Source organism: Neolewinella persica DSM 23188, assembly GCF_000373105.1.
Taxonomy (GTDB): domain Bacteria; phylum Bacteroidota; class Bacteroidia; order Chitinophagales; family Saprospiraceae; genus Neolewinella; species Neolewinella persica.
Map to the genome: position 1 here is coordinate 118,426 of NZ_KB890416.1, position 14,065 is coordinate 132,490.

The window sequence follows — 14,065 nt, forward strand, 5'->3', positions numbered from 1 at the left end:
TTCCGTTTAGTCGGAAACGGTCTGTTTATGTCTCATTCTTCCTCCCGCTTCCTTGCCCTCGTTGGTATGCTTGTTATGTTGGTTCTCTATGTGCTGAATGCCTCGGGGAACCTGGGCCCTAATCCCATCGGGACAACTTCGACCGCCACCAATCCACTCATTGTTCCTGCCCCGTACGCTTTTGCTATTTGGGCACCGATTTATACCGGGCTGATCATTTTTCCCATCTTTCAACTGTTCAAAAAACGGGAGAACCATCCTGCCTGGATTCCGCTGCGTCAATGGTTCGCCGCCAATGTGGTGGCCAACGGCGTTTGGCTGGCTTTTGCCTCTTATGACTGGCAGTGGCTTACGGTGGCCGTCATCGTTTTTATGCTGATTTCCCTGTTTGAGATCAACCGGTTGCTGCGGACTATCGAAGCCGCCAAAGCAGACCGGAGCTATTGGCTGGAGCGTCTCGTTTTTAGTCTCTACTTTGCCTGGGTTACGTTGGCGACGGTACTCAACGTCAGTTCTGCGCTGCATTTTTATGGGTGGGACGGTTTCGGGGTATCCGAGGTGACCTGGACCATCATCATGATCGTCGTTGCAGCGTTAATTGCTGGTTATACCAGTCTTCGTTACCGGGACCCTGCGTTTGCAGGTGTAGTCGTCTGGGCGTTCATTGCGCTGACGATAAAGCATTGGGCGGGGACGCCGGTGCTGGGAATGGTTGCGGGTGCAGTGGCCGTTGTCTTCGCGGGAATAATGGTTTGGAATGCGCAGCGTCGTGTAGTGGCCGGTTAGCCCAACAATACTTCACGCGCTTAAGAAGCCCTTTAATATAAAAGGTCGGTATTCCTTCACGCATGAGCATGTGGGGCCTCTGCTATGTTTGGGTTTAAATATCTGTAAATCAATTTGTTACGCGTTTACAGCGTTTTTTCGAAGGCTAATTTTACAGAACAAGGCGGGTCTTTTCGTCTTTGTCCTCCGGGGGGCGAAGGGTCTACTTTTACCGTGCACTGTTGGTCCATCACTGAATGAGAAGGGACGAGGCGTTGCAGCCGGGGAATGCTGAAAACCGGGTGTTTATAGAGTAGGTGCGTTTAAATTTATTTATTATGACTTTATAAATTGATTCCATTCAATACAGACGTTGGCTACAGCACCTTGCTATGTTCGCTTTGCTATTCTTTTCTATGTCCGGTTGTCAGGAAGACAAAAACATCATTTCTGAAAAAGCCAGCGTCACGGTAGAGCAATTCACGGATGCGGTGATTGCTGACGAACATTTTCAGAACGTGTTGACCATAATTTCCGCTGGCCTGGACGGGAAGGCAGATGAATCTGCCGTTGAGGAGCAGTTGAATATATTATATAATGCTGAAAAGACTGATTACCTGCGCTCCATGTTCGAAATGGTCCCCGTTAGTGGCTCCAGCGAAGAACACGTAAAAGCAGTTTTTGCGCAGCTGAACAAAAGAATTAACGCTGAATTCGAAGACCTTTATTCAATTACCGATGGGGCAATGTCCGCTAATGGATCGGCAAATAAGGGCACCCCTTGCTTTGACCGACTGACCAATGACCGGGCAGCTATAAGTACCACGGTGGTTCTATGTACAGCAGCAGCGTTGATTCACGGCAGCCTGGAGGCTGTCAGGCAATTGGTACAATACAGATTGCCTCTGCTTATGCTAGATTTCACCGTTGCCTTCAAACCACCTACTAATCCATAAATTATGAAATTCATTACTAATTTATTCTTATTCTATTCCTTGCCGGGCCTGTCTCTATTGGTTTTGTAAACGCTGAGAAAACAAAGTTTGTGGATTGTCTGAGACCTTTTCAAGTATCCATTGCTGCGGCTGACCAGGAATTACAAGATAACTACGAACATTGTGCCGAAGATGCCGATTGGCTGGTGCGAGGCTGGTGTCGAAAAGAGGCTAGACTTATCTATAGTCGCGATGTAGATTCTGCCGTCAGATCTTATGGCAACTGCCAATTCGGTACTCCCTAGTATGGATTTTAGGAACATATTCAACAGAAGCCATTTCGAATTTTAATCCACCTAGCTGTAAGGCATATTGAAATGGCAGTTCTGAGTCTGTGGAGCGGTATCGAGGGTTCTCGGTACCGTTCTTCAGTGATTAACCATGATTTTACCAAGCAAGAACTCAGCGTAGGAGGAGGTATTCGAAACATCCTAAACGTCAGAACTATTGAAGAGCGTAATATCTCCATCTACCAGCGCTATACCCAGTCCTATCGCTTACGGCCTAGAACGATGTATTTATTCCTCACTAATACCTTCTAAAACTTCACAGCGCCTCTAAAATAATCTCCCAAAGGTCTTCGTAGGGGAGAATCTCCTGGTCGTAGCCCTGGCTGGTGATGTCGATCTTGACGGTGTCCAACAACGCGCGTAGTTCAGCCGTTCGCTTTTCAATTCTCGACCGATCAAAATTATTTTTTACGATTAGCTGGAGCATGTGCAGAAAGACGTTGCCACGGAAATTTTTCTCTACCCCCGCGTAGCGGCTACGGTATTTACCGACGGCCTCAAAACGATCATCCACTTCATCAAGTTTCTGCTGCTGTAGCAGCAAGGAGATCTGGGAAATGAGAACGGGGACGTTCTGCCCACGTTTGTCTTTTGAAAAGGTTGGAAGGCTGTTCAGGTAGCGGGTAATGCGAAAAGGATTGGCTTTCTTTTCAGGGGTCAGTTCAATCCTGCCTGCGTTGGCTAAAATACGGAGGTAGGCACCGTAGATGATCCAGATTTCCTGAAGATAACCAGGGAGTTTCTTGTATTTTTTTCGGGTAGTAGTGTTCTTGTGGAGATCGCTGGCTTGCGCGTAGCGCTTGGTGTGTAGCAGGAGGATGAAATGCAGTTCTCTTGCTTTGAACCAGTTGAATGACTCTGATTCGACCTGGTTATAAATCTTTAATAGTGTCTCCTCTCCCTCCTGATAGTACTTTAGAGGGATATAGCAAGCTATTAAATTAATGGCCAGGCCGTGGAAGTAAGAAGCATCAATGAATTTATATTCAGCAAACTTTTCTAACACTGGTTTAATGATGGAGACTGCATGTGTGTATTCTCCCAAAGCCATGTGAACCGACATTTTCATAGACGTAGTCAGATAGTCTAAGCGTTGAGAGCTAGAGTCACATTCTATGTTGTCAATCTCTTTTACGTACTTCCTTGCCTCCTCTGATATTTCTAATTTTGGAGAGCGATCAGTTACGTATTTCAAGGTGATTTTTGCCCATGAAGCCGTTGCGTGCGTTTCTTTAAGGAAGAGGGACGTTAATCGTTGAATAAGATCGATCATTTGGGCCGATTCCTTAATCTTTCCTCTGATACTATAGTAGTTTAATAGCTTAGTCGCAGCATTCAGGTGCTCAGCAGTAAACTCGAATTTTTCACTTATGGTGAGGACTTTTTTGCATACGGCAGCCATGTTAGAATATGCCCTCAATGCATTGAGGTTGTTGGCCAGGCAGAGGAGTGATTGGCATTCCAGAAAGGCCTTTTTTCTGCTGCTGAACTTGGCCTGTTTAACATCGACAAAAAAGGCGGTATTAAAAAGACGCTCTCTGAGTTGATGCTTAAGTTTATAGTAAGCATTGCGCTGACCCTCATCATCATAAAGTAGCGGGAATGCCTCGTCATCGGTAAGGTTTTTATTTTCAGTCAACAAATAGTAGAAACGATCAAGCTTCGTTTGCTGTCCACTGCCGATGATGGAGATGGACTTGGTTTTGTTGCGGTTGAGGACGCCAACTAATTCTAATAGGTGTTTCATGATTCATGTAATAGGCTTGATAGATAAATAAAAAGATGGTCTTTTAGTTTTTGATGCCGACAAAATAAATCGTTGCTGCCAATTAATTAGGCGCTGATATTTGGAGTAAACCATAGGGCTGGGGGTAAGGCTTCTCTGCCTGTAATGAGTAGTAAGTGCCTGTTTTTATTAGGCTTTTTCGTGCTGCTTACGGTGGGAATCATAATTCTGTGGGTAAAAAAGAGTGCATGTCTGTCATGGTAGGTAAGTAGAAGGAGGGGCAACTTTACAGTGTAAATAATTCTAACAGTAAAACCAATAAATACTTAAACCATGATTTCACTGATCGTTTCCATTTTGCTTTCCCTGAACATCATTTCTACTTCTGCTGAGTATGAGCAAATGTCAGTTGAAGAGCAAGAGTATTTTCAAATAATTATTACTGATACAGAACTCTAAGTCAGAGGATCTCATCAAATCTGCGGGTAAGAATGAATTGAGTATTGTCCTTTTGTCAGCCATTTCCTCCCTGCATCTTTACACCATCAACAGCAAACAACCTCCTCGCTAACAACATCGAAAAAAATGTCACAGCCTATTTATACCAATATCGCGCCGCTTTCCTCTTATGAACGCCTGATGCCGATAACGGACTTGGCGGTACAGCGGGGACAACGGGCCGACGTTGTCTTGGGTATGCCAAGTCAGGACTGCCGATTTCACGGAATTTGCCGGGTAGAAAAGTACGGTGAGGTTTCCGTAAGTAAGCGCCAGGCTTGTAAAGGGGAAACCGTCAACGGTTGGTTGCTACGTCCGCAGCCTAATCACTGTGTCCTGCTGATTGAAAGAGGTAGGTTAAGTGCAGAACGGGAAAAGTATCATTTTGCTCGCTGCGAGATAGAGGTCCGTCAACCGGTAGACGTTAGTTCCTTTTTCGCTAAAAATGGAGGTAAGAAATTTCTTCTGCGGAAGGGAGTATACGCGCTCCAATTCACCAAGAATTATTACACCATACTCATGCCCCTTACCAATAAGGTCTGACTCACTAATCAAATAAATAAGCAACGCCATGAATAATGCCTATAACCTGTTCCTACAGAATTGCCAAAACGGTGTTCTCGTTGAAATGAACCTGGTATCGAAAGTTTCAAGTAGCCTCGAATATGCTATTAGTCTCAAAGGGGAAATACTTCCTGACAATCGGTCCAATAAGGTAATGGCCTATCTCCGTACCGACCTACAGACCGGTCGCCTGTTGATTCATTTTATCAGGTCTTCGATCTTTATGGAGCCGCAGTCAAGGTATTTCTTTAATGATTTTTTTACTGCGCCAACAAACTTGTCTTTATCACCCCTGGTCGTCAAAGCTCTGGGATGGAAGCGAGGGGAATATCACCTCAGGAAAGGTTCTTATCCAATGCTGGACGAGGCTGGTTTTTGCACAGTTTCCGGGCGGGTTGGAAGCCCACAAAAGGATTCGAGGCACACAGGTAGGCACCGCTTGCAAGCAGGAAGTGCGACAGGTGTAGTGGGTTGACTATTGATGTAAGGGTGAAATCTGCGGGTAAGATTCCTCGTGAAAATGTCTCTTAATAGTTAATGCCCCACACGCATCTTTACGGTAGCTAAAAGGGAAGGTCATTTCTAACGTACTGATTTTTTGAAATTTTACAATTGGCCTTCCTTATAGTAGAGCCTAATGTAAACCACCAGTCAAGAACTATGGGTAATCCCCAATCAAGAATAATCATTTAACCCGAAAGGGATTTTTTAACCATTTTAAATATTTTATCATGAAGCGCATTTTTAGTACACTTTTTGCCGCCGGACTCCTCATGTTCACTTTCGCCGTTACGCCGGTATATGCTAACGGTGGCCCGGGAGATGAGACTTCGAAAATTGTCACCACCATTGTGACTGGCGATATAGATGGAGACCCGGAAGCACTCCACTGCAAAATTGAGCGTCCTGACGGAACAACGCTTTCCTGTTGGTTCTGTAAGTGTAGCGAGCTCAGTGGTCTTGATCAAGAGCAAGCGCCTGCAGACGACCAGGAGTAGGAAACAGGCAAGTCGCCCCTGCACGAATGATTTGGGTGGTGCCATTTTTGGCACCACCCATAATCAAATACTTCATTAAAGAATCCTATTGAGGTGCTCCGTCTGAGATAGAATAAGATACCTCTACGAATAAATTCAATTAAAAATAATTAAAATGAAAAGGCTATTCCTGCTTGTCTTTTTACTGCTTACCGGGTACTGGTGCAATGCACAGTTGTCCGTATATGGAACGGTTTCAGGAGAGGAAACCAAGAAAGGAGAGGCCTTTGTCCAGGTAGTTTTATACAGCTACCCTTCGAATAAAGTTATTGCGCATACTTATACTTCCGAAGCGGGTAAGTATCAGCTTCAGTTACCGATGGGGAAACAGGTGTATGTGCTTAGAACCAATAGCCTTGCCCACCGGAATGTAGAGCGCGAGATCGTTGTAGCAAACGATAATACAAAAAGAATAAAAGTGGATTTGAGTCTTGCTATTCAGCAATTTACAATTGACTCCGTTCGGGTAGTGGCGAAAATGCCGCCGATCGTTGTGAAGGAAGATACTACGATTTATCACGTAGCCTCTTTTAGTGATGAAACTGATCAGACTTTAGAAGAAGTACTCAGCAAAATTCCGGGATTCGAAATTCTGTCAAATGGTGGGATAAAAGTTAAGGGTAAAGCTGTAGGAAAGGTGTTGGTCAATGGAGAAGAAATTACGGACGGAGGAGCAGGGTTACTTACCCGGGGCCTTAGCCACGAAAGAGTAAAAAGTGTAGAAGTCAGATTCAAGGAAAAGGATGCACGGATTCGGGAGTCGTTGTTGAGTAATGCAGATCTCGTAGTTCTGGACATTAAGTTGAAAGATGATTTTTCTACTTCCCTTTTTGGTCGGCTATCGCCCACCATTGGTTACGAAGAAAATGCTGAACTCAGCCCCGGAGGAGTCGCCAATATCTTTTCCCTGAACGAGAAAGTGAAATTACACCTGGTTACTGAATATGACCGGTTTGGTGATCAAACCATATCACTGTCAAGAATTAAGAATATTGGAAAGGAGGCTTATGCTGCTATTTTTGATGTCCCTGCGGATTTTAGCCGGGTGAGGGAAAACCCGGAATACCAATCGGAGTTATACGGCTTTAAAGAAGCTGATGCATTTGAATTAGGTTCCGTAGGCTTGTCCGCAAAAGTCAGCTTGTCTCCTGATCTTGATTTATACCTTGGCTCTTACAATTACCTGGACGACGTATCTTCTTCACGTGATGCAAGCCAAACGGAGATCGTTGGAGGGGACACGTTTGTTTTTAATGAGCAAAGTGGTAACCGTATCGCGGGCTCTAAGAATAAAGCGGAACTCAAACTGGATCGCCCAGGCTTAAAAGCTACCTATAATTTCAATGCGGTCTTTACGGAGTCTACTAATATACTGAATGCATTGAGTGGGACTATCGGTACGCAAAGCTTCAGATCTGCTGATCAGGAAAACTCTATCTATCACAATTTTCTTTTGGAGCGGAAGACGGGCGAGCAATCTGGGTTTCAATTAGACGCATTTTACAATCGCTTTACTGTCCAACAGGATCGTACACTTCAATCGGAGGGGGTACGGGACGGAACAATTTTTGGAATACCTGAAACGAATGATTTTGTGGTGGAACAAAGAATCCCGGTGATAGGTAGCCGGACTATCGCGAATGGATTTTACCAATTTTTGATGGCAGGCCAACAAGTAAAGACTGGGCTGAGATTACTTCAGGATCAATTAGAAGGAGAAAAACAATTTCTTTACGAGGGCGAGTTCTTAGAAGATAGCCCCTTTATAAGCAACTTGACTACGCTTAGGTACCAGCAAGCCTTCCCCTTCATTCAACTTACGTCCAATTTTGGGCAATTTAGCTTAAGCAATAAGTTTGGTTACAGCTTTAACCGTTACCCAACGTTAATCGAAGGGACTTCTGCAAGCACTGGCCTTTTTGAAATCAATACACAAGCGAACGTCGATCTGGGGGATGAGCAAAGCCTGAACCTTAACTATTCCCGACAGACCTCCCGGTTCTCAATGGCACAATTATTGTTAGGGCAGGATTTGATCGGTTTTCAAACGATCGGTCAACCTGGAGTAAACGAATTACGCCCCCGTATTGAACAGGTGCTGCAGTTCTCCGCCAACAGCTGGGCCCTCGATGATTTGGGCATCGGTGTAGAGCTGTCGGGTATCGCAGGGCAGGCCCGCAACGGGTCAGGCTTTAACACCGCATCATTCCCTTTATTGACGGAAACCTACGATCAACTCACTTCAAGGTATGCAGTAGGCCTCCTAAAGGTGGCCAAAGTATTCAACGATTTTCCAATCCAGTTAAGGTTGGAGCAAAGCTATATCGCTAATCAGGATGAAAACCGATCGCCTGGCGAAGAGGATATCTTTCGGGTTGAAACGCGGGTCGGCTTAACCAACCTGAAGGCTACAACCACTTTTAAAAATATGCCCCACAACTTTCGCCTGGATTTTAAAAGAGTAGGTGCACGGTATTTCAGTGAGATTAGTCCCGCAATAAACCGGCAGGTAATTTGGAATACAGCTTTTCGTCAAATCCACTACTTCAATAAACGAAAAATTGTGGCTTCGGTAAACTGGCGATACGCCAGCTTTGCAGGGCAACAACAATCGGAACTGTTCCTGGTCGATGCCGATCTATCTTTTAAGTTGAAAAAATGTCGGGTAAATCTGCTGGTCAATAATCTCTTTGACGCCGGCTCAATCGCCACCCAAGGTACCTCTTCGGGCTTCTTTTTCAACGACAATCGAAACATTTTTGGCCGCTATTTGAAGGCCGGACTAACGTTCGACCTTAACTAAGTGCCTGGCCATTGGCCCCGGTCTGATTCCTCGACCAGCAGGGGCTTCCTTAACCTTTTTGTTCACTTGCCTTCCACTTCTTAATCATGGGAGGTAATCAACCTCTAAATCTATTAGTCATGAAATTGTTAACCCAATTCGCAGCCCTATTATTTCTCGTTTTTTCTTCTGCTTTAAATGCTCAGCAGAGTGGAGAAATTATCTACAAAAAAGTCTACAGCTCCTGGGATGCAGAACGTACCGAAATTTTGAAGTTCGATGGTTCGGAATGCCTGTACATTGAAAAAAATCCAAAACTTAAAGCGGTCTCCGATGAAGGGTATGACGTAACCTACAAGGCTCGGGATCAGTCATGGTACCTTAACATGGAGAGTATGGAAGTAGTAGAACGCATGAAGGACGCTAAGAAGAAGAAATACGTGCTCTGGGATTACCAGGAGACTCCTTATGAATGGGAAATCCATGATGAGTTTAAAACCATTGGCAAATACCGGGTACAAAAGGCCACCGGTATGGATAAAAATGTAGCGTGGGGCAAGGCTACTGTCTGGTTCACTACCGAAATACCTTTACCTTATGGTCCCCACCGGTTGTTTGGCCTACCCGGGCTTATTCTGGAGGCTCGCCTTGAAAAAGACTTTAAATCAAAATATATCTTTGATCGCATTGAATACAAGGACGTTGCCGAATTGCGCCCGACCGACGGTGTCTGGATTGATAAAAAGGATCCCACTAAAGAATCCGCTAAACGGAGTAACATTCGTAAAGCATTGGGGAGTAACGAATAATACCCGCGTTTTTATTGATGGAAAGTAGGCGCCAATCAACCCCGATATGGCGCCTACTCCTCCTCCACCGAACTAAAATGATGGATCCGGTCTAGGTGTAACTCCGTCGTCATCTCCCGTTCGAAGTACATCGGCTCGAACTTTACGTTCCAGGCAATTTCGTCGTGGATGTAGGAATTATTGATGTGAACGGACTGAGCAAAAGTCTCGTCGTAGCCATTGATCATGATCAGAAGCTCTGACCGGCGACGGCAATAGTCTTTCTGGCTCCAGCCGTAGATAGGACTTTGCTCAGTAATGGGATGCACGACCGTCCAGTTCAGGGGGAAAAGCGGGACGTTGTCCCGCTCCAGTTCCAGCGGCGCGAAGCGCCGCCGGTCACCCTCCAGCCAGGTAAGGATGACGCGGGCACTGACGTTGATCAGGTTATTGTCCCGTTTGTTGGCAATCCTGAATTGAATACTGCTCACCTGCTCATCTTCTCCATACGGGGCCACGATGGCTTTTTCGGAGAACAGGATCAGCCGTTGTGGGCGCGCGAAGCGCGCGTAGAATAAACCGGTAACAATGGCGAGCGCGATCCAGCCGAACAGGGCGACGAAGGCTGCCAGGGCATTAGCCGCGATGCCCATGGGCGCCAGGCTGCCGTAACCTACGGTCGTAAACGTCTGGACGCTGAAGAAGAAAGCCCCCAGCATCCGGTACCAGAAAGGATCGTACTGCGAAATATTGGAGAGCGAATCCGTGCCAATGATCAGAAATCCTGCGGCAAAGACAATGTTGATCATTATGTAGGAGGCCAACGTGATGAGCAGGAACCGCCCCCAACCCATTTCCACCAGGTTCTGGTAAGGAGCGAAAATGGACCGGCCTCGCCTTACGACGTTGAAGGATCCATCGTTGTTGATCAGCCGGGTACCGGGGCTGCGGGCCACCTTGCTCCCCAGGCCGAAGTCGGTCGCCGTATCGGCGTCCGGCGTACCGGTGATGCGTTCACGAATATGCTTTAGGTTCATTAGTGAGTTAACCGTTGGGGTTGACTTGGGTTTAAAATTAGGAATGGATGTCTTTGCCTACAATACATAAACCCTCCCAATTTACGAACAACCAGTAGCCGAAGGCTGGTTGTATGAATAAAAGACTTCGTGATGCAATTTTCCAATACCACCAAGAACCGATTATTTAAGGCAGGGTACGTCACCAAGGGGTTATTGTATTTATTGATTGGTGGTTTTGCGGTGGCAACCGTAGTGGGCGCAGCTCGGAACACGAACGGTCCTAAGGCCATTATTGATTGGCTGGGGAATAACCCCTTTGGGCAGGCATTTACCATTTTAGTAGGAGTCGGCTTAGCGTCTTACGCTGTTTGGCGTTGGTACACTGCGATCGGCGATCCAGCATCAGCGGAGAATGATACCAAGGGGATAGTCAAACGCATTGGCTGGGCGGTTAGTGGTACGACTTACGGATTGTTGGCGGTCTACGCCTTCAAGAGCCTGAACGGAAGTGGTGGAAATAGTGGTGGTAAAAAGGATATGGTGGGGCTGTTGCTGGAGCAACCCTACGGGCAGGAACTGGTTGGCATCGTGGCAGCCGTTGTCGTCGGAGTTGGGGCTTATCAATTGTACCGGGCATTTACGGACAAGCATATGGATGGGATCAATAAGCAGCAAATCAGCCAGGAACAAGAAGACTCTTTTCGTACTACGGGCCGTATCGGCCTGACGGCCAGATGCGTTGTTTACGGCATCATCGCCTACTTTCTTTTTCGGGCCGCCACACTTTCAGACGCCAGCCAGTTTCGCGGCATCGGAGAGGCGCTGGGTACCCTGCAAGGGGGAGATTTGGGCTCTGCGCTGTTAGCTGTTACCGGGGTGGGGATGCTGGCTTATGGTTTTTTTATGTTGGTCCGGGCAAGGTATGAGAGGGTATGATGTTACTGCTCTCAATAAGCTCCCTTGCATCCCGCGGCCGCGCCAAAAACTACAAGCCCAACAGCTTATCCACCTCATCCGCCAGCCCGTACCCTGGCCCGCCAGTTTTTGCCTTGACCAATTTGCCTTGTTGGTCAAAAATAGCGTGATGCGGGATTCCGCTGATGCCGAAAAGCTTATTCAATACTGTGGTCTGCTCTTTGTTGGTCCGCAGATGGACTGCCGAAAACTCCAACTTGCTAAGCTGATCCTGCCAAATGTTTTCGGCACTGCTTCGGGCCAAAAATACTACGACAAGTTGTTCCGGGTCATACTTCTTGATGAAGCCGGGGTAATCGTTTTTCATTTCATCGATACAGGGCGAGCACCAGGTCGCCCAGAAGTCGAGCACGATGACCTTGCCTGCGTGCGCAGCAAGGATGTCCGGTATGGGGTTGTCCATCCCTTCTGGAATACTCGGGAGTTGTTGTTCATAAAGGTTAACGGGCTCTATTTCTCCGGAAAGGATACTAAGTTTTTCTCTGATGGGCCCGCTAAGGCTAGGGTAAGGAGTAGTGCGAACGAAACTTTTGGCGTCTTCAACGAGGGTGGGTGCTGGCTTTTCAACAAGTAACTGTAAATCGTAAATTCTGGTTAGAAAAAGGTCGTGGAGATAGCCTTCGTAGAGGCTGTCAATTAGCTTTCGGGATGCTGCGTAGTAAAGGGCTTTTCTCTCTTCCTTTGGTAAATGTTTGACGGGATTATAGGCAAAGCTGGTAACGGCCATATGCTCATAATGCAGATCACTGATCATGTCATTGGTGATGATGGTAGGTTCAGGAAAAGGCTTCGCGGCGTTCACCATTAGATATTTCCTTTTGAGACTGTCTGCACTGAACGATTCATCCCCCTCTATCATCGAAAAATTCAAATCAGTCCGAATCTGATGTTTAATATACGTATTGGCATATTCCAGTAGTGCAGGGTCCGTATACTTTCCGGTAGCCCAAAGGTCTGCGAGCCGGCGCCTGCGTTGCTCCGCAATGTCTTGGTTGAAGGCAATTAAGGCATCAAGGCCCATAATGCCCTTTGACAAGGAATCCCGGGTGGGCCAGTCTGGTGGCGCCAGTGCAGTTACGATTTCGATGGCCTGGTCGGTAAAGGGCGCATCGGGCGCGCGTAGTTGGTAACCGCCAGTTGTGTCACGCACAAGGTGTAGGGTTAAATCTTCGCAGGGTCGGACGAGAAATTCAAGGAAACTATCTCCGTAAATTAGGTTATAGTTTCGAATGATGTTCTGGACGACTTCAAATGATGTGCGGCCGGAGGCGTCAAGGAAAAGTTGATGGTTTTCTCGGTCTTGGCTATGCTCAACGCTCCAGTAGGCAGTGACCGTGTTGGGATCCGTTGCGTCATCGAAACCCGGGACTTCTATGGTGATGATGGCCGTTTTCAGTGAGTCGCGGATGGAGAATTCAGGTGGAGGAAGGGTGTCGGATGTTTCGCAACCCCAAAGGAAGGGCAGCAGTAAAAGGAGGCTTAGGTGTTTCATAAAAGTTGTATTAACGGGTACTCAAAGATAACGTTTTGGGCGGGGTCGCGGGTGCCATGTTAAGGGAGGAAAGGAGCAAGGGGAGGAGGGCTGGTCCAACTTTGTAAAAAGATGTCAAAGACTCTTCTTCTCTTTCCCAATAGTACCGCTACCCGGCATCGGTAAAGCCGGAGAGGCGAAGGCCGCCGGGCGTGTCTGGACCTTTCTAGGGTAGGGAAGGGGCATCGCTTCCGGAAAATTAAATTTTATGTAGGTTATTTTTTTATTTAAAACTTTAAGGCGTAACTTTAGGTGTTGTAAGGTGCAAACGAGCACTATTCACTGACTCTAACATTACAATTTGGGTAATAAGCTGCTAATTTTTCAGAAACGGAAGAAACATTGGAAACTATTGAACCATCTAAAGTTTCCGCCGTTCTTCTCACCGTGAATAAAGCAGTAACCACCAGGCAACAACTGATCCGTACATCGCATGACATGTTCATGCGCCTCGGGATTAAAAGCATCAGCATGGACGACATCGCCCGAGAGATGGGGGTGTCCAAGAAGACGATCTACGTAGAAGTCTCCAATAAGGAAGAACTCATTCAACTTGTAATGGAGGACGAGTACCAGGAAGATATGCGGACCCTGGCTAAAAACCGGGAAGAGGCAGTTGATGCAATGGACGAGTTCCTGCGGAACAGCCGTTATTTCATCCGCCAGATGCGGGCGATGTCTCCGGCTACGCTCCGGGATCTGAAAAAATACTACCCCGTGATCTGGAAGGGCCTGGTTCAAAACCACCACCTGGAATTCAGCAAATCCCTGGCGGCCAATCTGGAACGTGGGCTCGAAGAAGGTATTTACCGGGACGATCTCGATCCTCTGGTGATTGCCCGCTTTTACAGCTCGATGATGATGTCGGTAATCGATACCAACGTTTTTCCAGCCCGGGAACGCCCGATTTCGGACATCATCAGCCAGCTCAGTCGCTACCATTTTCATGGGATCGTAAATCAATTTGGTCGGGAACGGCTGGATAAATACCTGAATAAGGAAGCACTCGAATAAAACTTTTCCCTCATTTCCATCCATTAATGAACTCATAGAGTTTTTCGGGTGAGAAACCTCAGCCCCCCAATACCCCGCACT

At 46.8% G+C, this 14,065-nt stretch carries 12 protein-coding genes; 9 read left to right on the plus strand and 3 right to left on the minus strand.

The annotated features are described in order from the left end of the window. Positions 1-27: 27 nt before the first annotated feature. Together B036_RS0104105 and B036_RS0104110 are read left to right on the plus strand one after the other, a co-directional pair. Positions 28-786 (plus strand): hypothetical protein, encoded by a 759-nt coding sequence (locus B036_RS0104105; protein WP_026231675.1) that lies wholly within the window; start codon positions 28-30, stop codon positions 784-786. A 371-nt stretch (positions 787-1,157) separates the two neighbouring features. After that, the gene (locus B036_RS0104110; protein WP_026231676.1) at positions 1,158-1,721 is read left to right on the plus strand and encodes a hypothetical protein; all 564 of its coding nucleotides are present in this window, start codon (positions 1,158-1,160) and stop codon (positions 1,719-1,721) included. Positions 1,722-2,306: 585 nt separating this feature from the next. Here B036_RS0104110 and B036_RS0104115 read toward each other — a convergent pair. Further along, entirely contained in the window at positions 2,307-3,797 is a 1,491-nt protein-coding gene (locus B036_RS0104115; protein ID WP_020567422.1) for a hypothetical protein, read from the minus strand. 564 nt (positions 3,798-4,361) lie between these two features. Here B036_RS0104115 and B036_RS0104125 point away from each other — a divergent pair. From B036_RS0104125 to B036_RS31615, 5 genes are all read left to right on the plus strand, one after another. Further along, positions 4,362-4,817: a hypothetical protein gene (locus B036_RS0104125; protein ID WP_026231677.1), complete on the plus strand. Its 456-nt coding sequence runs from the start codon at positions 4,362-4,364 to the stop codon at positions 4,815-4,817. Positions 4,818-4,845: 28 nt separating this feature from the next. Then, entirely contained in the window at positions 4,846-5,313 is a 468-nt protein-coding gene (locus B036_RS0104130; protein WP_020567425.1) for a hypothetical protein, read from the plus strand. A 256-nt stretch (positions 5,314-5,569) separates the two neighbouring features. Then, a complete protein-coding gene (locus tag B036_RS0104135; protein WP_020567426.1) occupies positions 5,570-5,836 on the plus strand; it encodes a hypothetical protein in 267 nt (88 codons plus the stop codon). 154 nt (positions 5,837-5,990) lie between these two features. Next, positions 5,991-8,678 carry a peptidase associated/transthyretin-like domain-containing protein gene (locus tag B036_RS0104140; RefSeq protein WP_020567427.1) on the plus strand — a complete coding sequence of 896 codons (2,688 nt, stop codon included), beginning with the start codon at positions 5,991-5,993 and terminating at the stop codon, positions 8,676-8,678. Positions 8,679-8,797: 119 nt separating this feature from the next. Next, positions 8,798-9,466: a GLPGLI family protein gene (locus B036_RS31615; protein WP_020567428.1), complete on the plus strand. Its 669-nt coding sequence runs from the start codon at positions 8,798-8,800 to the stop codon at positions 9,464-9,466. Positions 9,467-9,519: 53 nt separating this feature from the next. Here the strand turns inward: B036_RS31615 and B036_RS0104150 are convergent, their stop codons facing one another. Continuing rightward, complete coding sequence (locus B036_RS0104150) at positions 9,520-10,482, minus strand: ion channel (RefSeq protein WP_020567429.1); 963 nt, start codon at positions 10,480-10,482, stop codon at positions 9,520-9,522. Positions 10,483-10,614: 132 nt separating this feature from the next. Between B036_RS0104150 and B036_RS27995 the strand changes: the two genes are divergently transcribed. Then, positions 10,615-11,400 (plus strand): DUF1206 domain-containing protein, encoded by a 786-nt coding sequence (locus B036_RS27995; RefSeq protein WP_020567430.1) that lies wholly within the window; start codon positions 10,615-10,617, stop codon positions 11,398-11,400. A 49-nt stretch (positions 11,401-11,449) separates the two neighbouring features. Here the strand turns inward: B036_RS27995 and B036_RS0104160 are convergent, their stop codons facing one another. Beyond that, the gene (locus B036_RS0104160; RefSeq protein WP_020567431.1) at positions 11,450-12,931 is read right to left on the minus strand and encodes a TlpA family protein disulfide reductase; all 1,482 of its coding nucleotides are present in this window, start codon (positions 12,929-12,931) and stop codon (positions 11,450-11,452) included. Positions 12,932-13,357: 426 nt separating this feature from the next. On the opposite strand from B036_RS0104160, the gene B036_RS0104165 reads away from it, so the two are divergent. Next, entirely contained in the window at positions 13,358-13,984 is a 627-nt protein-coding gene (locus B036_RS0104165; RefSeq protein ID WP_264758363.1) for a TetR/AcrR family transcriptional regulator, read from the plus strand. Positions 13,985-14,065 lie beyond the last annotated feature (81 nt).